Annotated in this window: 20 protein-coding genes; 16 read left to right on the forward strand and 4 right to left on the reverse strand. The window is 66.1% G+C overall.

Annotated elements, in window-relative coordinates; all coding sequences use genetic code 11:
* Nucleotides 1-6 precede the first annotated feature (6 nt).
* From CFB34_RS31870 to CFB34_RS31890, 5 genes are all read left to right on the forward strand, one after another.
* Entirely contained in the window at nt 7-198 is a 192-nt protein-coding gene (locus CFB34_RS31870) for a DUF2065 domain-containing protein (protein ID WP_011352254.1), read from the forward strand.
* Between the two features lie 114 nt (nt 199-312).
* Nucleotides 313-1461, forward strand: a complete 1149-nt coding sequence (locus CFB34_RS31875) for an ATP phosphoribosyltransferase regulatory subunit (protein WP_089440226.1) — start codon at nt 313-315, stop codon at nt 1459-1461.
* Nucleotides 1462-1574: 113 nt separating this feature from the next.
* Nucleotides 1575-2921 (forward strand): adenylosuccinate synthase, encoded by a 1347-nt coding sequence (locus CFB34_RS31880; protein WP_011352252.1) that lies wholly within the window; start codon nt 1575-1577, stop codon nt 2919-2921.
* A 7-nt stretch (nt 2922-2928) separates the two neighbouring features.
* Nucleotides 2929-3525, forward strand: a complete 597-nt coding sequence (locus CFB34_RS31885; protein WP_006485899.1) for a phosphoribosyltransferase — start codon at nt 2929-2931, stop codon at nt 3523-3525.
* A 276-nt stretch (nt 3526-3801) separates the two neighbouring features.
* Nucleotides 3802-5718 (forward strand): potassium transporter Kup, encoded by a 1917-nt coding sequence (locus CFB34_RS31890; RefSeq protein WP_089440225.1) that lies wholly within the window; start codon nt 3802-3804, stop codon nt 5716-5718.
* A 111-nt stretch (nt 5719-5829) separates the two neighbouring features.
* On the opposite strand, the gene CFB34_RS31895 is transcribed toward CFB34_RS31890, so the two are convergent.
* Nucleotides 5830-8157, reverse strand: a complete 2328-nt coding sequence (locus CFB34_RS31895; RefSeq protein ID WP_089440224.1) for a Tex family protein — start codon at nt 8155-8157, stop codon at nt 5830-5832.
* 160 nt (nt 8158-8317) lie between these two features.
* Between CFB34_RS31895 and CFB34_RS31900 the strand changes: the two genes are divergently transcribed.
* The 3 genes from CFB34_RS31900 (at nt 8318) to CFB34_RS31910 (ending at nt 11571) form a co-directional block, all read left to right on the forward strand.
* A complete protein-coding gene (locus CFB34_RS31900) occupies nt 8318-8974 on the forward strand; it encodes a hypothetical protein (RefSeq protein ID WP_089440223.1) in 657 nt (218 codons plus the stop codon).
* Between the two features lie 76 nt (nt 8975-9050).
* A complete protein-coding gene (locus CFB34_RS31905; RefSeq protein WP_006478692.1) occupies nt 9051-9266 on the forward strand; it encodes a YdcH family protein in 216 nt (71 codons plus the stop codon).
* 55 nt (nt 9267-9321) lie between these two features.
* Entirely contained in the window at nt 9322-11571 is a 2250-nt protein-coding gene (locus CFB34_RS31910) for an ATP-dependent DNA helicase (RefSeq protein WP_089440222.1), read from the forward strand.
* Between the two features lie 120 nt (nt 11572-11691).
* On the opposite strand, the gene CFB34_RS31915 is transcribed toward CFB34_RS31910, so the two are convergent.
* On the reverse strand, nt 11692-12516 hold the full coding sequence (locus tag CFB34_RS31915) for an outer membrane protein assembly factor BamD (protein WP_027784570.1): 825 nt from the start codon (nt 12514-12516) through the stop codon (nt 11692-11694).
* Between the two features lie 41 nt (nt 12517-12557).
* Here CFB34_RS31915 and CFB34_RS31920 point away from each other — a divergent pair, with 41 nt between their 5' ends.
* The 8 genes from CFB34_RS31920 to CFB34_RS31955 all read left to right on the forward strand — a co-directional run bounded on the left by CFB34_RS31920 (nt 12558) and on the right by CFB34_RS31955 (nt 20950).
* Nucleotides 12558-13766 carry an RluA family pseudouridine synthase gene (locus CFB34_RS31920; RefSeq protein WP_089440221.1) on the forward strand — a complete coding sequence of 403 codons (1209 nt, stop codon included), beginning with the start codon at nt 12558-12560 and terminating at the stop codon, nt 13764-13766.
* A gap of 6 nt (nt 13767-13772) precedes the next feature.
* Entirely contained in the window at nt 13773-14612 is an 840-nt protein-coding gene (gene pgeF / locus CFB34_RS31925) for a peptidoglycan editing factor PgeF (protein ID WP_089440410.1), read from the forward strand.
* 360 nt (nt 14613-14972) lie between these two features.
* The gene (phaC, locus tag CFB34_RS31930; protein ID WP_089440220.1) at nt 14973-16838 is read left to right on the forward strand and encodes a class I poly(R)-hydroxyalkanoic acid synthase; all 1866 of its coding nucleotides are present in this window, start codon (nt 14973-14975) and stop codon (nt 16836-16838) included.
* A gap of 99 nt (nt 16839-16937) precedes the next feature.
* The gene (locus CFB34_RS31935; protein WP_089440219.1) at nt 16938-18119 is read left to right on the forward strand and encodes an acetyl-CoA C-acetyltransferase; all 1182 of its coding nucleotides are present in this window, start codon (nt 16938-16940) and stop codon (nt 18117-18119) included.
* 149 nt (nt 18120-18268) lie between these two features.
* Nucleotides 18269-19009 (forward strand): 3-ketoacyl-ACP reductase, encoded by a 741-nt coding sequence (locus tag CFB34_RS31940; protein ID WP_027784565.1) that lies wholly within the window; start codon nt 18269-18271, stop codon nt 19007-19009.
* Between the two features lie 119 nt (nt 19010-19128).
* Nucleotides 19129-19695, forward strand: coding sequence for a polyhydroxyalkanoate synthesis repressor PhaR (phaR, locus tag CFB34_RS31945; RefSeq protein WP_006485265.1), 567 nt, complete (start codon nt 19129-19131; stop codon nt 19693-19695).
* A 145-nt stretch (nt 19696-19840) separates the two neighbouring features.
* Nucleotides 19841-20032 (forward strand): hypothetical protein, encoded by a 192-nt coding sequence (locus CFB34_RS31950; protein ID WP_089440218.1) that lies wholly within the window; start codon nt 19841-19843, stop codon nt 20030-20032.
* Between the two features lie 132 nt (nt 20033-20164).
* Nucleotides 20165-20950 carry a lysozyme inhibitor LprI family protein gene (locus CFB34_RS31955; protein ID WP_242808715.1) on the forward strand — a complete coding sequence of 262 codons (786 nt, stop codon included), beginning with the start codon at nt 20165-20167 and terminating at the stop codon, nt 20948-20950.
* Between the two features lie 127 nt (nt 20951-21077).
* On the opposite strand, the gene CFB34_RS31960 is transcribed toward CFB34_RS31955, so the two are convergent.
* Both CFB34_RS31960 and CFB34_RS39115 read right to left on the reverse strand, forming a co-directional pair.
* On the reverse strand, nt 21078-21326 hold the full coding sequence (locus CFB34_RS31960; protein WP_089440216.1) for a hypothetical protein: 249 nt from the start codon (nt 21324-21326) through the stop codon (nt 21078-21080).
* Between the two features lie 116 nt (nt 21327-21442).
* Nucleotides 21443-21568, reverse strand: coding sequence for a hypothetical protein (locus CFB34_RS39115; protein WP_256979867.1), 126 nt, complete (start codon nt 21566-21568; stop codon nt 21443-21445).
* Nucleotides 21569-21592 lie beyond the last annotated feature (24 nt).

Raw genomic sequence — 21592 nt, forward strand, 5'->3', positions numbered from 1 at the left:
GCTCGCATGGACCTGGCTGGCTCGTTGTTGCTCGCAGTAGCGCTGATGCTGATCATCGAGGGGGCGTTCCCCTTCGTGTTTCCCGTCGCCTGGCGCGACACGTTTCGTAGAATAGCTGAGCGGCCGCCGCATCATATCCGGATCGGCGGGCTGATCGTGATGGTGCTCGGGCTCATACTGCTGCTGCTCGCCACCTGACCGGAGACCTGATCCGGACGGCTTATCCGCCGTTCGTCCCGCCCGAATTCAGAATTTCCGATTCACATCGCGGCGCGCGTGTCGCGCGCTGTTTCCCGTCGTAGGACCGTACCGATGTCGACCTGGTTACTTCCCGAGAATATCGCCGACGTACTGCCGTCGGAAGCGCGCAAGATCGAGGAGCTGCGCCGCAGGCTGCTCGACCGCTTCCGTTCGTATGGCTACGAAATGGTGATGCCGCCGCTGCTCGAGTATCTCGAATCGCTGCTGACGAGCGGCGGTGCAGATCTGCGCCTGCGCACCTTCAAGCTGGTCGACCAGCTGTCGGGTCGCACCCTCGGGCTGCGTGCGGACATCACGCCGCAGGTCGCGCGGATCGACGCGCACCTGTTGAACCGCCAGGGCGTGACGCGCCTCTGCTATGCGGGCCACGTGATGCATACGCGTCCGCGCGGTCTGCACGCGACGCGCGAGCAGATCCAGATCGGCGCCGAAATCTACGGGCATGCCGGGCTGGAAGCCGACCTCGAGATCCAGCAACTGATGCTCGACGCGCTGCATCTCGCGGGCCTGTCGCGCATCCGTCTCGACCTCGGCCATGCGGGCGTGCTCGCGGCGCTGCTGGCGCGCGATGCGCAGGCCGCCGAGCGTGGCGAGTCGCTGTACGACGCGCTGTCAGGCAAGGACGTGCCGCTGCTGAACGAGCTCACCGACGATCTCGGTGCCGATACGCGCGCCGCGCTGCGCGCGCTGCCGCATCTCTATGGCGACGCAAGCGTGCTCGCCGAGGCGCGTGCACGCTTGCCGGTGCTGCCCGAAATCACGCGGGCGCTCGACGATCTGGCGCAGCTCGCGGCGCAGGCGAAAGGTGCCGAAGTGGCGATCGATCTCGGCGACCTGCGTGGCTATGCGTATCACAGCGGCGCGATGTTCAGTGCCTACATCGATGGCGTGCCGAACGCGATCGCGCGGGGCGGCCGCTACGACCACGTCGGCCAGGCGTATGGCCGTGCCCGTCCCGCTACGGGCTTCTCGCTCGACCTGCGCGAGCTCGCGCGGATTTCGCCGGTCGAGGCGCGCGGCACCGCGATTCTCGCGCCGTGGGCGCAGGACGACGCACTGAGCGCGGCCGTCGCGGCGCTGCGCGATGCGGGTGAGGTCGTGATCCAGGCGCTGCCGGGCCACGATCATGTGCTCGACGAGTTCGCATGCGACCGTTCGCTCGTCGAGCGCAACGGTGCATGGGTGGTCGAACCCCGATAAACAGGCGTTCGCGGGACGTGCTTCGGCGTGCATATCGTTGAAGCGAAACGGAAAAATTCGGAATCGCCCGCGAACATAGGTAGAATACGTTTTTAACCAGCTAACGAATCAACATGTCTGCCAGCGCAGTGAACGTGACTCCCGGGCGCAATGTCGTCGTCGTGGGAACGCAATGGGGTGATGAAGGCAAGGGCAAGATCGTCGACTGGCTGACGGACCACGCTCAGGGCGTCGTGCGTTTCCAGGGCGGTCACAACGCCGGCCACACCCTCATCATCGGCGGCAAGAAAACGATCTTGCGCCTCATTCCGTCGGGCATCATGCGTGAAGGCGTCGCCTGCTACATCGGCAACGGCGTCGTCCTGTCCCCCGAAGCACTGTTCAAGGAAATTGGCGAGCTGGAAGAAGCCGGCGTGAACGTGCGCGACCGCTTGTTCATTTCCGAAGCCACGACGCTGATCCTGCCGTACCACATCGCGATCGACCAGGCGCGCGAAGCGCGCAAGGGCGCCGGCAAGATCGGTACGACGGGCCGCGGCATCGGCCCTGCGTACGAAGACAAGGTTGGCCGCCGCGCGCTGCGCGTGCAGGACCTGTTCGACGCGAAGACCTTCGCTGACCGCCTGCGCGAAAACCTCGATTTCCACAACTTCGTGCTGACCCAGTACCTGGGCGGCGCGGCTGTCGATTTCCAGGCCACGCTCGACACGATGCTGGGCTATGCCGACCGCCTGAAGCCGATGGTGGCCGACGTGTCGCGTCGCCTGTACGACGCGAACAATGCGGGCCAGAACCTGCTGTTCGAAGGCGCACAAGGCACGCTGCTCGACATCGATCACGGCACCTATCCGTTCGTCACGTCGAGCAACTGCGTCGCAGGTGCGGCGTCGGCCGGCGCGGGCGTGGGTCCGCAGAAGCTCAACTACATCCTCGGCATCACGAAGGCCTATTGCACGCGCGTCGGCTCGGGCCCGTTCCCGAGCGAACTGTACGATGCTGATAACCCGCAGCGTCAGGACCAGGTTGGCGTCACGCTCGCGAACGTCGGCAAGGAGTTCGGTTCGGTCACCGGCCGTCCGCGCCGCACCGGCTGGCTCGACGCCGCCGCGCTGCGCCGCTCGATCCAGATCAACGGCGTGTCGGGCCTGTGCATGACGAAGCTCGACGTGCTCGACGGCCTCGACGAAGTCAAGCTGTGCGTCGGCTACAAGATCGACGGCAAGGATGCGGACATCCTGCCGCGCGGCGCCGCTGACGTGGCCCGTTGCGAGCCTGTTTACGAAACGTTTGCCGGCTGGAAGGAAAGCACGGTCGGCATCAAGACGTGGGAAGCCCTGCCGGCGAACGCGCAGGCTTACCTGACCCGCGTCCAGGAAGTGGCTGGCGTGCCGGTCGACATGGTGTCGACGGGTCCGGACCGCGACGAAACGATCCTGCTCCGCCATCCGTTCAAGGTGTAATTTTCAGATGACGCAGCAAATCACGATGACGGCGGCAGACTTGATGACCGATCCGCGCAACGACGACAAGAACCTGTGGGTAGGCTGGGACGAGTATCACCGTCTCATCGAGCTGCTCGCGCTCCAGGTGCATGCATCGGGCTGGAAGTTCGACCAGATCCTGTGCCTCGCGCGCGGTGGCCTGCGCGTCGGCGATCAACTGTCGCGCATCTACGACGTGCCGCTCGCGATCCTCGCGACGAGTTCGTACCGCGAAGCGGCCGGCACGGAGCAGGGCGAACTCGATATCGCGCAGTACATCACGATGACGCGCGGCAACCTGGCGGGCAACGTGCTGCTGGTCGACGATCTCGTCGATTCGGGCGTCACGCTTGCGCGCGTGCAGGAGCACCTGAAGGAGCGCTATCCGTCGGTAACGGCCGTGCGCTCGGCCGTGCTCTGGTACAAGGGTTGCTCGAAGGTCAAGCCCGACTATCACACGCAGTTCCTGCCGACGAATCCGTGGATTCATCAGCCGTTCGAGGAGTGGGACACGGTTCGCCCGCACAACCTCGAGGCGTGGATCAAGCGCGGTCGCGCACAGCGCGACGGCTCGGGCGCGTAAGCGGCCGGCCAATCGAAGGAAAGCCTTGTACGGCGCCGCTTGCGGCGCCGTTTTTCGTTGGGGCGCCATACGCGCCGGCGCCGCGCGTGCCGCGGATCCGGTAGGCAGACCGCGCTGCCCCGGCTATGATTGGCAGCCCTGCCACAGCTCGCGCCGGATTGCATGCGCAGCGTGGATCACGTGGTGACAAGGCAACAGAGCAGGGCGGCGTTTCACGGGGGCGCGAGTAGAATAGCGCTCGTTTTGTCCGACCCGGACCCGATTATTACGCTTCATATGAACGACACGATCCACGCGACCGACGCAGCACACGCGCCGCATTCGACGCAACAACACTCGATGCGGGCGCTAGCGATAGCAGCCATCGGCGTCGTGTTCGGCGACATCGGCACCAGCCCGCTGTATTCGCTCAAGGAGGCGTTCAGCCCCGCACACGGCATTCCGCTCACCGAAGGATCGATTCTCGGCGTGATCTCGCTGCTGTTCTGGGCAATCATCCTGGTGGTCGGCATCAAGTACCTGCTGTTCGTGATGCGGGCGGACAACAACGGCGAAGGCGGCGTGCTCGCGCTGATGGCGCTGTCGTTGCGGCCGCTCGACTCGAAGACCCGCGTCGCGGGTGCGCTGATGGCGCTCGGGATCTTCGGCGCGTGCATGTTCTACGGGGACGCGGTGATCACGCCGGCGATCTCGGTGATGTCGGCGGTCGAAGGCCTCGAAATCGCGACGCCGCACCTGTCCCATCTCGTGCTGCCGATCACGATCGTGATCCTGATCGCGCTGTTCTGGATCCAGCGTCACGGTACCGCACTGGTCGGCAAGCTGTTCGGCCCCATCATGGTGCTATGGTTCGTCGTGATCGCGGCGCTCGGCGTGTACCACATCGTGCGCGTGCCGGGCATCATGGCCGCCATCAACCCGTATTACGCGGCGTCGTTCATGGCCGATCACCTGCTGCAGGCGTACGTCGTGCTCGGCTCGGTCGTGCTGGTGCTGACCGGTGCGGAAGCGCTCTACGCGGACATGGGGCACTTCGGCGCGAAGCCGATCCGCATCGCCGCCTACGGGCTCGTGATGCCGTCGCTGGTGCTGAACTACTTCGGCCAGGGCGCGCTGCTGATCCAGAACCCGAAGGCGATCGAAAACCCGTTCTTCCTGCTGGCGCCCGAATGGGGGCTGCTGCCGCTCGTCGTGCTGTCGACGGTCGCGACCGTGATCGCGTCGCAGGCGGTGATCTCGGGCGCGTATTCGCTGACGTCGCAGGCCATCCAGCTCGGCTACGTGCCGCGCATGAAGGTGCTGCATACGTCGGAGCTCGCGATCGGCCAGATCTACGTGCCGGTCGTGAACTGGCTGCTGCTGTTCGTGATCCTCTGCATCGTCATCGGCTTCAAGAGCTCCGACAACCTCGCGGCCGCGTACGGTATCGCGGTGACGGCGACGATGGTGATCACGACCGTGCTCGCCGCGGTCGTGATGGTGAAGGTGTGGAACTGGAACCGGCTGCTGGTCGGCGCGATCATCGCGGTGTTTCTCGCGGTCGACCTCGGCTTCTTCGGCGCGAACCTGCTGAAGGTCGCGCAGGGCGGCTGGCTGCCGCTCGGCATCGGCGCGCTGCTGTTCTTCCTGCTGATGACCTGGTACAAGGGGCGTCACATCGTCAAGGAGCGCACGGCGGCCGACGGTATCCCGCTCGAGCCGTTCCTGCAGGGGCTGCTCGCGCATCCGCCGCATCGCGTGTCGGGCACCGCGATCTACCTGACCGGCAACGACAAGCTCGTGCCCGTCAGCCTGCTGCACAACCTGAAGCACAACAAGGTGCTGCACGAGCGCACCATTTTCCTCACGTTCGTCACGCGCGACATTCCTTACGTGCGCGACGACAAGCGTCAATCCTCGCGTGATGCGGGGGGCGGCCTGTATATCGTCAAGGCCGAGTACGGCTTCAACGAGACGCCGGACGTGAAGGCCGTGCTCGAGGAATTCGGCCGCACGCACGACATGACGTTCGAGCTGATGGATACGTCGTTCTTCCTCGCGCGCGAAACGGTCGTGCCGACGCATCTGCCCGGGATGTCGATCTGGCGCGAGCGCGTGTTCGCCTGGATGCACCAGAATGCCGCGAAGCCGACCGACTTCTTCTCGATCCCCGCGAACCGCGTGGTCGAACTCGGGACGAAGATCGAGATCTGACGCAACGTATGGCGCGCGGGCCGTCCGGCCGCGCGCCGTGTTTGCCGAAGTCGTAAAAAAGCCCGCCTTTCGGCGGGCTTTTTTATCTGTCGCGCAGCGGCTTGCGGGTGCTCAGCGCTTCAGCTTCGCGAATGCCGCGGCCATCGCGCCTGCCGGTTCCGGCTCGCGCGAACGCTGCTGCGGGCGGGCCGCGCCGCGCCCCGCGTTGCCGCGATCCTGGCTGCCGCGCGACGCCATGCCGGGTGCCGCCGCATCGTCGTCGAGGCGCATCGTCAGCGCAATGCGCTGACGCTTCACGTCGACGTCGAGCACCTTCACCTTGACGACCTGGCCGGCCTTCACGACTTCGTGCGGATCCTTGATGAACTTGGTCGACATCGCGGATACGTGGACGAGGCCGTCCTGGTGGACGCCGATGTCCACGAACGCGCCGAACGCGGCGACGTTCGTCACGACGCCTTCGAGCGTCATGCCGGGCACGAGATCCGACACTTTTTCGACGCCTTCGCGGAACGTCGCGGTCTTGAATTCGGGGCGCGGATCGCGGCCCGGCTTCTCCAGTTCGGACAGAATGTCGCGCACGGTCGGCAGGCCGAAACGTTCGTCAACAAATTCCGTCGGGGACAGGCCCGACAGTGCTTCGCGGTTGCCGAGCACGTCGTCGATGCGCTTGTTGATCTTCGCGAGCATCCGCTCGACGACCGGATACGCTTCCGGGTGCACCGACGAGCGGTCGAGCGGATTCTCGCCGCCGTTGATGCGCAGGAAGCCGGCGGCCTGTTCGAAGGTCTTGTCGCCGAGGCGGGGCACCTTGCGCAGGTGCTCGCGCGACGGGAACGGGCCGTTCGCATCGCGGTAGTCGACGATGTTGCGCGCGAGCGTCGCGTTCAGGCCCGATACGCGGGCGAGCAGCGGGGCCGACGCGGTGTTCGCGTCGACGCCGACCGCGTTCACGCAGTCCTCGACGACCGCGTCGAGCGAGCGGGCGAGTTCGCGCTGGTTCACGTCGTGCTGGTACTGGCCGACGCCGATGGCCTTCGGCTCGATCTTCACGAGCTCGGCGAGCGGATCCTGCAGGCGGCGTGCAATCGAGACGGCGCCGCGCAGCGACACGTCGAGCTCCGGGAATTCCTTCGCGGCCAACTCGGACGCCGAATAGACCGAAGCGCCGGCTTCCGACACGACGATCTTCTGCAGGCGCAGCTCCGGGTGCTTCGCGATCAGTTCGCCCGCGAGCTTGTCGGTTTCACGTGACGCCGTGCCGTTGCCGATGCTGATCAGCTCGGCCTGCGTCTGTGCGGCGATGCGTGCGAGTTTCGCGATCGAGCCATCCCAGTCGCGGCGCGGCTCGTGCGGGTAGATCGTGTCGGTCGCGAGCACCTTGCCGGTGCGGTCGACGACCGCGACCTTCACGCCCGTGCGCAGGCCGGGGTCGAGACCGATCACGGCCTTCGGGCCGGCCGGCGCGGCCAGCAGCAGGTCGTTCAGGTTGCGCGCGAACACGCGGATCGCTTCCGTTTCGGCCGTTTCGCGCAATTGCGTGAGCAGTTCGTTCTCGATGTGCGGCTGCACCTTCACGCGCCAGCACCAGCGGCATACGTCGGACAGCCACTTGTCGGCCGGGCGGTTCTGGTTCGCGATGCCGAAATGGCGCGCGATCATCGCCTCGCCGGGATGCGGCACCTGCGCGTCGAGTTCTTCGCCGAGGCCGAGCTTGATCGTCAGCACGCCCGCGTTGCGGCCGCGGAACAGCGCGAGGGCGCGGTGCGACGGCACGGTCTTGATCGTTTCCGCGTAGTCGTAATAGTCGCGGAATTTCTCGCCTTCCTCGTTTTCCTTGCCCTCGACGACGGCCGACGACACCACACCCTGGTTGTGCAGGTAGTCGCGCAGCTTGCCGAGCAGCTCGGCCGTCTCGCCGAACTGTTCGGACAGGATGTCGCGCGCGCCGTCGAGCGCGGCCTTCACGTCGGCCACGCCCTTCTCGGCGTCGACATACGCGGCTGCCTCGGCCTGCGGGTCGAGCAGCGGGTTCGCGAGGAGCGCCTGGGCGAGCGGCTCGAGGCCGGCTTCACGGGCGATCTGCGCACGCGTACGGCGCTTCGGCTTGTACGGCAGATAAAGGTCTTCGAGCACCTGCTTGCTGTCGGCCGCGTCGATCGCGGCGCGCAGTTCGTCGGTCAGCTTGCCCTGTTCGTCGATGCTCGACAGGATCGACGCACGGCGATCCTCGAGTTCGCGCAGATACAGGAGGCGTTCCTCGAGCTGGCGCAACTGCGTGTCGTCCAGGTTGCCGGTCACTTCCTTGCGGTACCGGGCAATGAACGGAACGGTCGAGCCTTCGTCGAGGAGTTGCACGGCCGCCGCGACCTGGCGCGGCTGGACGGACAGTTCGGTGGCGATGCGCTGTACGATCTTGAGTGCTACGGTTTCCGTCATGTCGTGGATGATCTGCCTGCTGAAATCGCGGCGGGGGCCGGCAGGCCCGAAGCGGCGGGCTGCGTGGCGGGCCCGACGGGCCGGATGCCGCGGGTGAGTGAAGCGGGGCATTTTGCCATAAATGGCGGAGCGCCCAGCCGGGGGTGATAGAATTTGACACATGTCCCGCAGCTTTCCTACGACGTTGCCAACTTCCCGAATTTCTCTCGTCGCGCTCGGCGCAGCGCTCGCCGCAGCTTTGTCTGCCGGGCCTTCCGGCGCGTTCGCGCAAGCGTCGGACGCAACCGTGCCGGCCGCCGCCGCGGCTGCGCCCGTGACGGCCACCGCCGCACCGGATTTCGACGCCCGTCAAAAAGTGCTCAATCAACGTTCCGCAGAAAACGATTATCGTTATGCAGTGGCCGAGCACGATTGCTACAGCAAGTTCTTCGTCAATCACTGTCTCGGCAAGGCACGTGAACAGATGCGCGACGAGCGGGCGAGCATCCGCCAGGAGCAACTCGCGCTCAACGACGAGCAACGGGCCGTGCGTGCGCAGCAGCGCGACCAGCAGCAGGCGCTGAAGGCGGCGCAGAACGCGGCGGAAGCACCGCAGCGCGCGGCGAACAAGCAGGCATACGACCAGAAGCAGGGCGACTTCCAGCGCAAGCTCGACCAGGCGCACCAGCAGGCCGCGCAGAAGGCGCAGGAGCGCGCGGACAACGCCGCGCGCTACGAGCAGAAGCAGAAGGAAGCCGTGCAGCACAAGGCCGATGTCGAGCAGCGTCAGAAGGAAGCGGCCGAGAAGGCGCAGCAGAAGCAACAGCAGGGGCAGTAACGTGTTGGATTGATCGGGATCAGTCTCGGGCGCGCTGGCACGCCAGTCGGCGCGCTGCTTCGATGAGGAGGCAAGTATGCAAAACCGTCACACGGAACAGCAGCAGGAATTGCACAACCGTTTGGCTGCATTGCAGGAGCAGCACCAGCAGCTCGCTCGGGAGATCGAGCTGAAGGAAGGGCACTCCGACATCGACGACATCACGCTGCACCGGCTGAAGAAGGAAAAGCTGGCGGCCAAGGACAAAATCATTTTGCTGCAATCGCAGCTGGAACCGGATAAGCGCGCCTGAGCGCGGCCTGGCAAGCGCCGGCGCCGCCCGGGCGCTGGACACAGGAACGCTTGCCTTGAATTCACCGCTTGAAGCCACCCCCGATGCCCGGCGCGACGTGTCGCCCGCCGGGCGCGCTCGTGCGCCCGAAGGCACCTTTGAGCTGAGCCGCAAGCGCGTCGACGAACTCGACACGATCTTCGGCGAAGGCGGATTGCTGGCGCGTGCGCTCGACGGCTACCGGCCGCGACAGTCGCAGATCGAGATGGCGCGCGCCGTCGCGTCCGCGATGGAAGCGTCCGCGCGCCGGATGCCCGAACCCGAGATCTTCGAAACCCGCAAGCGGCCGGCGCGGCGCCTCGGCGACGGCGACAAGGCGGCCGAAACGGGCGCGGACGCCGCCGCGGCAGCCGAAGTCGACGGCGATGCCGGCGACAACACGCTGATCGTCGAGGCCGGCACGGGTACCGGCAAGACCTACGCATACCTCGTGCCCGCGATGCTGTGGGGCGGCAAGGTGATCGTGTCGACCGGCACGAAACACCTGCAGGACCAATTGTTCGCGCGCGACATCCCGACCGTGCGCAACGCGCTGGCGGTGCCGGTGTCGGTCGCGATGCTGAAGGGCCGGGCCAACTACCTGTGCCACTACTACCTGCAACGCACGGCCGACAACGGCCGGTTGCCGTCGCGGCAGGATACGGCCTATCTGCAGGAAATCGTCCGCTTCGCGAAGATCACGAAGAGCGGCGACAAGGCCGAGCTCGCGAGCGTGCCGGAAACGGCGCCCGTGTGGTCGATGGTCACGTCGACGCGCGACAACTGCCTCGGCCAGGAATGCCCGCATTACAAGGATTGCTTCGTGATGCAGGCGCGGCGCGAGGCGCAGCAGGCCGACATCGTCGTCGTCAACCACCACCTGTTTTTCGCGGACATCATGCTGCGCGATACGGGGATGGCCGAGCTGCTGCCGAACGCGAACACGGTCATCTTCGACGAGGCGCACCAGTTGCCGGAAACGGCGACGCTGTTCTTCGGCGAAACGCTGTCGACGACGCAGATTCTCGAGCTCGCCCGCGACACGGTGGCGGAAGGCCTGAGCCATGCGCGCGACGCGGTCGAGTGGGTGAAGCTCGGCGGCGATCTCGAGCGTGCGGCGCGCGACTTGCGCCTGGCGTTCGCGAACGACCAGATCGTCCGCATGTCGCTCGCCCAGCTCGGCGACGATCACCCGATGTTCGGTGCGCTCGACGCGCTCGAGGCTGCGCTCGACGCGCTGGCGTCGGCGCTCGCCAGCCAGGCGGAACGGGCGGAATCGCTCGGCGCGTGCCTGCGGCGCGCCCGCGAGCTGCAGGACCTGCTGGCCGGCTGGGTCGCACCCGGCGCGACGGAAGCGGCGGCGAAGGCCGACGCAACGGCGGCCGGCGACAAGGCGGCATCCGACGGCGATCCGAACGAGAAGGTGCGCTGGGTCGAAGTGTTCGCGCATACGGTCCAGCTGCACGAAACGCCGCTGTCGGTCGCGCCGATCTTTGCCAAGCAGCGCGCGGGCGTGCCGCGTGCCTGGGTGTTCACGTCGGCCACGCTGTCGGTGCGCGGCGACTTCACGCACTATGCGGCGCAAATGGGCCTCAGCTCGCGTCGCTCGATGACGCTCGCAAGCCCGTTCGACTACCAGTCGCAAGGGTTGCTGTACGTGCCGCGTAACCTGCCGCAACCGTCTTCGCCGGTGTTTACCGATGCCGTCTTCGACGCCGCGCTGCCGGCGATCGAGGCGTCCGGCGGCGGCGTGTTCATGCTGTGCACGACGCTGCGCGCGGTCGACCGGATCGCGTCGAAGCTGCGCGACGTGATCGAATCGCGCGGCTGGAATACGCCGCTGCTCGTGCAGGGCGATGCAAGCCGCACCGAACTGCTCGACCGTTTCCGTGCGTATGGCAACGCGATCCTGGTCGGCAGCCAGAGTTTCTGGGAAGGCGTCGACGTGCGCGGTGACGCGCTGTCGCTCGTCGTGATCGACAAGCTGCCGTTCGCGCCGCCGGACGATCCGGTGCTGGCCGCGCGGCTCGACGCGCTGACGAAGAAGGGGCTGAGCCCGTTCGCCGTGCACCAGTTGCCGCAGGCCGTGATCACGCTGAAGCAGGGCGCGGGCCGGCTGATTCGTGCGGAGACGGATCGCGGCGTGCTGATGATCTGCGACACGCGGCTCGTCGACAAGCCCTACGGGCGCCGGATCTGGCAGAGCCTGCCGCCGTTCAAGCGGACCCGCGAGATCGCGGTCGTCCAGGACTTCTTCGACGAGCACCGTTCGGCAAAGCGCACGTGACGGTGCGCGCGGCGATCGTCGCGCGATTGCACCGGCGCCGCCTGAATGCGGCGCCCATAAAAAACCCGGCTCGATGGCCGGGTTTTTTGTTCGTGCGGCGCGTGCCGCACGGTGCTGTCGTCAGAACTGCCACCACGACTTCTTCGCGCCGGGGCGCGAGTGGCCTGTGACGTACGGGCTGTCGGGGAACGTGCCGGCGAGCACGCGCTTCGTGTCCTCGGCGAGTTCCGGCTGGTTCAGCTTGCCGTACGACAGGATCATGATGTGCAGCGCGTCCTCGATCGCCGGGGCGCCCTTGTAGTCCTTGATCGCGAGCTGCGCACGGTTGATGGCCGCGACGTAGGCGCCGCGCCGGTAGTAGTAGTCGGCCGCATGCACTTCGTGCGATGCGAGCGCGTTCACGATATAGCGCATCCGCGCGGCGGCGTCGGGCGCGTACTTGCTCTTCGGGAAGCGGTCGACGACGACCTTGAACGCATCGTACGATTCACGCAGTGCCTGCGGATCGCGCTCGCTCATGTCCTGGCCGGAGAAGCGGCCGAACAGGCCGAGATCGTCGTTGAAGTGGATCATCCCCTTCAGGTAGTACGCGTACGGGATATCCGGATGATCGGGGTGGAGCTGGATGAAGCGATCGACGGCCTGGTCGGCGGCGGCCGCTTCGTTATCCTTCCAGTTGCAGTATGCAACGTTGATCTGTGCCTGTTGCGCGAAATGGCCGAACGGATCGCGACCTTGCAGCGATTCGAAATATTTCGCGCACTTGCCCCAGTCGCCGCCGGACAGTGCGTCCTGGGCCTCTGAGTATAATTTGTTGTTCGACCAGGTAGCCGTCTCGTCCTGCTTCTGCGGCAAGCCGTGGCAGCCGGCGATGAGGGCCACGGCCGCTACCGCCGCAGCCCGGGCGGCGACGGTTCTGGCCGTGCGTTTGGTCGAATTCATCATGCTCGCATGTCCTAGCTTCAAGTCTCGGTGACCCAGTCTAAATGACCCGTTCAAGTTCGCAGAATGCCCAGCCGGGCACACCAAATCGCGAAGATTATAGCCCAAGCGATCGGCCCGCCGACGCTGCCTCGGGGGATTCCCTCGATGACGATCTGACCGGCGACGCAATGCAGCCGCCCGTCGTGCCGTCCGCGGCGGTCGATGAAGCGCCGCGCGTCGTCGAAGTGCCGATGTCGCTCGCGGGCGAACGCCTCGACAAGGCGCTCGCCCAACTGTTCCCCGAATTCTCGCGCAGCCGCCTGCAGAGCTGGATCGAGGCGCAGCGCGTGCTCGTCGACGGCGCGCCGGCAAAGATCCGCCAGCCGGTGCCGCTCGGCGCGAAGATCGAACTCGTGCCCGACCTGCTCCCCGAGCAACTCGCCTTTACGCCGGAGCCCGTGCCGCTCGACGTGATCTACGAGGACGACGCGCTCGTCGTCATCAACAAGCCGGCCGGCCTCGTCGTGCATCCGGCCGCCGGCAACTGGAGCGGCACGATCCTCAACGGGCTGCTGCATCGCTACGGCGACGCGGCGGCCGGCCTGCCGCGCGCCGGGATCGTCCACCGGCTCGACAAGGAAACGTCGGGCCTGATGGTGGTGGCGCGCACGCTGGCCGCGCAGACGGACCTCGTGCGCCAGCTGCAGGCCCGCACGGTGAAGCGCCGCTATTTCGCGCTCGTGTGGGGCACGATGCCCGAGGACGGCACGATCGACGCGCCGATCGGCCGCGATCCGCGCGAACGCACGCGCATGGCCGTCGTCACGGGCGCATCGGGCAAACCGGCGCGCACGCATTTCCGCACGGTTGACACATGCCTGTGGCAACGTCAGCCGGTTTCCGCGATCCAGTGCGATCTCGAGACCGGTCGCACGCACCAGATCCGCGTGCACTGCGCGCACGTCGGGCATCCGCTGCTCGGCGATCCCGTGTACGGACGTGCGCGCGGCAAGCGTTCGGTCACGCCGCTGCCGGACGGGTTCGCGCGACAGGCGCTGCATGCGTGGCGGCTCGGCCTCGTGCATCCGGTCACGGGCAAGGCGATGCAGTGGCGCTGCCCGCTGCCGGACGACATGAACGCACTCGTCGCGGCGCTCGGCTTCGGGCAGGGCGACGAGGAATTCGACGACGATGACGGTGTCTACGACGATGACGATTTCGGCGGCGAGTATCACGATGACGAGCCGGACCTGGACGATGAGGAGGAGTGAGTGCCGATGACGAACCTGGCGCCGCTGACGTGGCAGGACTGCGTACAGCCCGACTGGCAGGTGTCGCCGCGCGTGCGCGCGCTGATCACGACGCGCGACGGTGGGGTGAGCGAAGGCCCGTACGGGCGCTGGCAGCGCGGCGACGCGCTGCCGGGCGGGATGAATCTCGGCCTGCATACCGGTGACGACCCGGCCCATGTGGCAGGGAATCGCGCACGCTTGCTGGCGCTGGCGGGCCAGTCGAGCGCTGCGTGGCTCGAGCAGGTTCACGGCGCGCAGATCGTGCGCGCGGACGAGGTGATCGCGGCGGCGCCGATGGCGACGGCGCCCGTGCAGGCCGACGCGAGCGTCACCGACCGCGCGGGTGCCGTCTGCGTCGTGATGGTCGCGGATTGCCTGCCCGTGCTGCTGTGCGACACGCAGGGCCGTGCCGTCGGCGCCGCCCATGCGGGCTGGCGCGGGCTGGCGGCCGGCATCGTCGAGCAGACCGCGGCGCGTGTCGCGGCACTCGCGGGCGGTGCGACGGACGCGCTTCACGCGTACCTCGGGCCGGCGATCGGCCCGCAGGCGTTCGAGGTGGGCGCCGACGTGCGTGACGCGTTTCTCGACACGGCCCCGCAGTCGGAGCATGATGAAACCCGGCTTGCGTTCGCCGCGATCGATGGCGCGCCGGGCAAATTTCTTGCCGATCTCTATGCGCTTGCGCGCCTGCGTCTCGCGCGTGCGGGCGTTGTGCACGTGAGCGGCGGGACGGCCTGCACGGTCACCGAACAGGCACGCTTCTATTCGTACCGGCGCGATCGCGTGACGGGCCGCATGGCAGCGGCGATCTGGCTGGCCGATTGATGGAATGCGCGTGCGCGTGGAGTTTATTGCGTCGCAAAATCGGGTTATCTCGATATTTCGGCCGCGATGCCGCGCTGCATGCGCGATTGAATGAAAAATCCCGAAGTCAAGTCAACCAAAATGTTTTATGTTTCGCCGGAACCCTTGTCCCGTCTGTTGTGCGAGGATTATCTCCGTACGGAAATGTTCAGTGGTTTGACATGGCGCTTCACATGGGGAAAACGATAATGATAAAAATACCGCACTGCGGCAGAATCTGGAGACGCCTCTCCAGAGCATGACGGCCCGGCTCGCAGCCGGCATGCCGCGCGCGAGCAGGATTTCACGATAGACGCTCACGAATCACCGGTAAGGCAGGTAATGACAGCATCGAAAAAATCGTCGACGTCCGCTCAGGCGGGCACTTCCCCGGGCAGCATTGGTTTCGATCCGGCCGCCCAGCCGATGCAGCAGATGTTCGAGTCGTGGTTGAACGCGTGGCGCGGTTTTGCGGATCCGGCACGCGCCGCGACTGCGTCGGCCACCGTGAATCCGTTCGCCACATTCCAGTTTCCGACATCGTTCCCGTTCCAGATGCCGTCGATGCCCGATTTCGGCGCGATGGCGTCGCCATTCGCCGGGTTGAAGCTGCCGGCCGCCGCGATTCCGCCCGAGCGGCTGCAGGCGCTGCAGGCCGACTACGCGCGCGATTGCATGGCGCTGATGCAGCAGGCCGCCGCGGCGAAGCTGGAGTCGCCCGAACTGAAGGACCGCCGTTTCAGCGGCGATGCATGGAAGGCGTCGCCGGCGCATGCATTCGCGGCGGCCTGGTATCTGCTCAACGCGCGTTATCTGCAGGAACTGGCCGATGCGCTGCAGACCGATCCGAAGACGCGCGAGCGCATTCGTTTCACGGTCCAGCAATGGACGGCCGCAGCCGCGCCGAGCAACTTCCTCGCACTCAATCCCGACGCACAGAAATCGATCCTCGAAACGCAGGGCGAAAGTCTGCGGCAAGGGATGATGAACCTGCTCGGCGACATGCAGCGCGGCAAGATTTCGCAGACCGACGAATCGCAATTCGTGGTCGGCAAGAACCTCGGGTGTACTGAAGGTGCGGTCGTCTACGAGAACGACCTGATCCAGCTGATCCAGTACACGCCGAAGACGGACAAGGTGTTCGAGCGGCCGCTGCTGATCGTGCCGCCTTGCATCAACAAGTTCTACATCCTCGACCTGCAGCCCGAGAATTCGCTCGTCGCGCATGCGCTGTCGAACGGCCATCAGGTGTTCCTCGTGTCGTGGCGCAACGCGGACGCATCGGTCGCGCACAAGACGTGGGACGACTACATGAACGAAGGGCTGCTCGCGGCGATCGACGCCGTGCAGCAGGTCAGCGGCCGCGAGCAGATCAACACGCTCGGCTTCTGCGTCGGCGGCACGATGCTCGCGACCGCGCTCGCGGTGCTTGCCGCGCGCGGCGAACATCCGGCCGCGTCGATGACGTTGCTCACCGCGATGCTCGACTTCACCGATACCGGCATTCTCGACGTGTTCGTCGACGAGGCGCACGTGCAGATGCGCGAGCAGACCATCGGCGGCAAGAACGGCACGCCGCCGGGGCTGATGCGCGGCGTCGAATTCGCGAACACGTTCTCGTTCCTGCGGCCGAACGACCTCGTGTGGAACTACGTCGTCGACAACTACCTGAAGGGACGCACGCCGGCGCCGTTCGACCTGCTGTACTGGAACAGCGATTCGACGAGCCTGCCGGGCCCGATGTACGCGTGGTACCTGCGCAATACCTATCTCGAGAACAAGCTGCGCGAACCCGGCGCGCTGACCGTGTGCGGCGAATCGGTGGACCTGACGCTGATCGACGTGCCGACCTTCATCTACGGTTCGCGCGAGGATCACATCGTGCCGTGGCAGACGGCCTATGCGTCCACGTCGATCCTGTCGGGCCCGCTGAAGTTCGTGCTTGGCGCGTCGGGGCACATCGCGGGCGTGATCAATCCGCCGGCGAAGAAGAAGCGCAGCTACTGGGTCAACGACAGCGACCTGCCCGAATCGGCGGACGACTGGTTCGCCGGTGCCACGGAGCACCCGGGAAGCTGGTGGACGACCTGGGTCGAATGGCTCGACCAGTACGGCGGCCGCAAGGTGGAGCCGCCCGCCCAGCCCGGTACCGCGCAGTTCCCGGTGATCGAACCGGCGCCGGGCCGCTACGTATTGCAGCGCGATTGACGAAAACCGGACAGCGGCGCAGGCTGTCCGGTGCACCGCAGTTTTTTTAACAGGGCCGGTAGCGATGCGCCGTGTCGTGCGGGCCTGGAGGAAAGGGAAATGACGGACGTAGTGATCGTATCGGCCGCGCGGACCGCGGTCGGCAAATTCGGCGGATCGCTTGCGAAGATTGCGGCGCCCGAGCTGGGCGCGACGGTGATCCGCGCGGTGCTGGAGCGTGCGGGCGTGAAGCCCGAGCAGGTCAGCGAAGTGATCATGGGCCAGGTGCTGACGGCCGGTTCCGGGCAGAACCCGGCGCGGCAGTCGCTGATCAAGGCCGGGCTGCCGAACGCCGTGCCGGGGATGACGATCAACAAGGTGTGCGGCTCGGGCCTGAAGGCCGTGATGCTGGCGGCGAACGCGATCGTCGCGGGCGACGCGGAGATCGTTATCGCGGGAGGCCAGGAGAACATGAGCGCGTCGCCGCACGTGCTGCCGGGCTCGCGCGACGGGTTCCGGATGGGCGACGCGAAGCTGGTCGACACGATGATCGTCGACGGCCTGTGGGACGTGTACAACCAGTACCACATGGGCATCACGGCGGAGAACGTCGCGAAGGAGTACGGAATCACGCGCGAGGAGCAGGACGCATTCGCGGCGCTGTCGCAGAACAAGGCGGAAGCCGCGCAGAAGGCCGGCCGCTTCGACGATGAAATCGTGCCGGTGGCGATTCCGCAACGCAAGGGCGAGCCGCTGCAGTTCGCCACCGATGAATTCGTGCGTCACGGCGTGACGGCGGAATCGCTGGCCGGGCTGAAGCCGGCGTTCTCGAAGGACGGCTCGGTGACGGCGGCGAACGCGTCGGGGCTGAACGACGGCGCGGCGGCGGTGCTGGTGATGTCGGCGCAGAAGGCGGCGGCACTCGGCCTGACGCCGCTGGCGCGGATCAAGGCGTACGCGAACGCGGGCGTGGATCCGAGCGTGATGGGGATGGGCCCGGTGCCGGCATCGCGCCGCTGCCTGGAGCGCGCGGGCTGGACGCCGGGCGACCTGGACCTGATGGAAATCAACGAGGCATTCGCGGCGCAGGCGCTGGCGGTGCACAAGCAGATGGGCTGGGACACGTCGAAGGTGAACGTGAACGGCGGGGCGATCGCGATCGGGCACCCGATCGGCGCGTCGGGCTGCCGGATCCTGGTGACGCTGCTGCACGAGATGGCCAAGCGCGATGCGAAGCGCGGGCTGGCGTCGCTGTGCATCGGCGGCGGGATGGGTGTCGCGCTCGCGGTCGAGCGTCCGTAAGCGGCCCTCCGTAGGCGGCTGTTCTCAAGCGGCCATTCGCGACCAGCGAACCGAATTCGTGTGCCGGCCGATTGCGGCTTCGGCCGGCGTCACGTGAAGTCAGAGGGGGCCTCCGGCAGCTCTCGAAACCAAAAAATGGAGTGAGATTTATGTCTCAGCGAATTGCGTACGTAACGGGCGGGATGGGCGGCATCGGCACCAGCATCTGCCAGCGCCTGTCGAAAGACGGCTTCAAGGTGGTCGCAGGTTGCGGCCCGAACTCGCCGCGCCGGGTGAAATGGCTCGAGGAGCAGAAGGCGCTCGGGTACGATTTCATCGCGTCGGAAGGCAACGTCGGCGACTGGGACTCGACCAAGGAAGCGTTCGACAAGGTCAAGGCCGAAGTCGGCGAGATCGACGTGCTGGTCAACAACGCGGGCATCACGCGCGACGTCGTGTTCCGCAAGATGACGCACGAAGACTGGACCGCCGTGATCGACACCAACCTGACGAGCCTGTTCAACGTGACGAAGCAGGTGATCGACGGGATGGTCGAACGCGGCTGGGGCCGGATCATCAACATTTCGTCGGTGAACGGCCAGAAAGGGCAGTTCGGCCAGACCAACTACTCGACCGCGAAGGCCGGTATCCACGGCTTCACGATGTCGCTCGCCCAGGAAGTCGCGACGAAGGGCGTGACGGTCAACACCGTGTCGCCGGGCTACATCGGCACCGACATGGTGAAGGCGATTCGCCCGGACGTGCTCGAGAAGATCGTCGCGACGATCCCGGTGCGGCGTCTCGGCGGCCCGGAGGAAATCGGTTCGATCGTCGCGTGGCTCGCGTCGAACGATTCCGGTTTCGCGACGGGCGCAGACTTCTCGCTGAACGGCGGCCTGCACATGGGCTGAGCGTCCGCGCTGCGCGGGCCGGGTGGCCGCGCAGCCGGGCGTTTTCCGAAGGCCCCCGCCTCCCGGATTCGGGCGGCGGGGATTCGTCACTTCCGCTACGCTGCACTCAAAGGCGTTACATGACTACTACAAAGAAGACGGCCGAACGGCTCATCAAGAAGTATCCGAACCGTCGGCTCTACGATACCGAGACAAGCACGTACATTACGCTGACCGACGTGAAGCAACTCGTGCTGGAGCAGGAGGACTTCAAGGTCGTCGATGCGAAATCCAACGAAGACCTGACGCGCAGCATCCTCCTGCAGATCATCCTCGAAGAGGAAAGCGGCGGTGTGCCGATGTTCTCGTCGTCGATGCTGTCGCAGATCATCCGTTTCTACGGGCATGCGATGCAGGGCATGATGGGCACGTACCTGGAAAAGAACATCCAGGCGTTCATCGACATCCAGAACAAGCTCGCGGATCAGTCGAAGAACCTGTACGAAGGCAATGCGATGAATCCGGAAGTCTGGTCGCAGTTCATGAACATGCAGGCGCCGATGATGCAAGGGATGATGACCAGCTACATCGAGCAGTCGAAGAACATGTTCGTGCAGATGCAGGAGCAGATGCAGAACCAGGCGAAGTCGATGTTCAGTACGTTCCCGTTCAAGCAGCCGGGCGCGTCGGAGCCGGAAAAGAAGTAACGGTTTCGCGGCAGGCCGACCGCGGCGGGCAACCCGTCGGGCGTCGGTGCCGCGAAGCAGCGCGGCGCGGGTCGGCCGATCGTGCATTCTGGCGCGACGATGTGTGCGGCCGCCGCCTGCCGGTTCCTCTCGCCGACGGTCGTTCATGACCGTCGGCACCGAATGCGCATGCCGGGTTCGGGCGTGCGCGGACGTTGTTCAGTCGATCGAGATCCCGTCACTTGCGAAGGAACACTGGGGCGTGTCGTGCCTGATGGTGCGCGTTCGTGCACGCACGCGTACCATGAGCGGCGCCGCGCGGTGTGGCGTGGAAGCTGCGTTCGGCGAAATGCAATGACGCCGCCCGGGCAAGACAGGCCGTGATGCGCGATGCCGCGTCGAGGCAATGCGACCAAGAAAAAACCGACTGAGAGAAAGCATGCGTGGGATTCGAGTGGCACCAGCCGGCCGGCTGGCTGGTTTAGCTTCGATGTTCATGCTGGGCGTTGGCGTGGTGGTGCCTGCCTTTGCGATGGATTGCGCGAAAGCCGTGCAGTCGCTCGAGAAGCGCATCTGCGCGAGCTCCATCCTGCGCGCAGCCGACTCGCGGATGAATTCGGCGTACGCGGGTGCGCTGAAGGCCGCACCGGACACGGCGATCCGCGACATGCTGGTGCGCAGCCAGCGCCGCTGGATCAGCGCGCGCAACAATCGTCTCGACGCCGATTACGAAGGTCGTGCGCTCGCCGTCGACGAAGTGCGCAAGGCAATCGATCGGCGCACCGCCGTACTGGCCGATCAATCGAACAAAGGGTTGATCGCGCGTGCGCAGGCCGAGCGCCAGTGGCTCGCGAAATACACGGGCGGCCCCCTTACCGGTTTCGATGCAAACTGCGATTTCATTCCCGACGATGCGACTGGCGCGCACGTTTCCTACGCATGTTTCGGCGCGGTCCATGTGCAGCATCGCGCGCGGGTCTGCAGCCAGAGCGAGGACTGGGCGACCGGGGCGGTCTATCAGTACCGGTCGGTGAGCACGGCCGATGGCGCGAAGGTGCGCCCCGTTGCGTACTGCGAAGCGCAGGCCCATGGGAGTGCGTGCGACACCGGTGGCGCGCAATCGGCGTGGACGCGTGCGGGGGCTTCTGGCGGGGATAACCGCGCGTCAGCGCCGGTAGCCGGGCTGCCGCAACTCGATGCGGAAATGTGGCCGATCGGCGATGGAGACGATGCCTTGTGGTTCGAGCGGTGCCTGACGGCCGCGAAGTTTCCGTGAGCGCCGGATGGGATTGGTCCGTTGTGTGGGCCCGCTTCGGCGGGCTTTTTTACGCGCGCGTGGTGGGCGGTTCAATACGCGGCGGGCCGGGCGTGCGCAATGGCCGACGTTACCGGCCCGGCTTGTCTTATGCCGGGAATCCCTGCTCGTCGTCGTGCGGCGGCAGATCGAGCACGAGCTTGACCGCGCAGTAGTTCGCCTTGAGCGAAAACACGCGGCCGATCACGAGGAACGTCTGTCGCGAATTCTCGAGCTCGACGAAGTCGCCCGGTTGCGGCACGTGCGCGCCCTGGTCGTAGGAGAAGCTGGTGCTGGTTTGCTCGCCGATGGTTTCGGCTGCGTGTTCGGTGAATTCGATCGTGATGTGGGTGGTCATGCGAACCCCGTTGGGTAATGGAAGAGAGGGAAGAGCGTGGACGCTGCGATTTTCGCATAGCGACGGGGCGGTTCCGGCGGAATTGTCGGGAAGCGACGCGTGCGCGTGGATCCCCGTCACTTCGCCGATTTCCAGTCGAAGGCGGACCGCACGGTCCTGGCCGGCACATTGTGCAGCCCCAGCCAGAGCAGCTTGATCGCCGCCTCGTCGTTCGGGAAGTGGCCACGCATCTTGCCGCACATGGCGTTGACGGTAAGCCGACAGCC

It is taken from the genome of Burkholderia sp. HI4860, from assembly GCF_002223045.2.
In the GTDB taxonomy this organism is placed as follows: Bacteria; Pseudomonadota; Gammaproteobacteria; order Burkholderiales; family Burkholderiaceae; genus Burkholderia.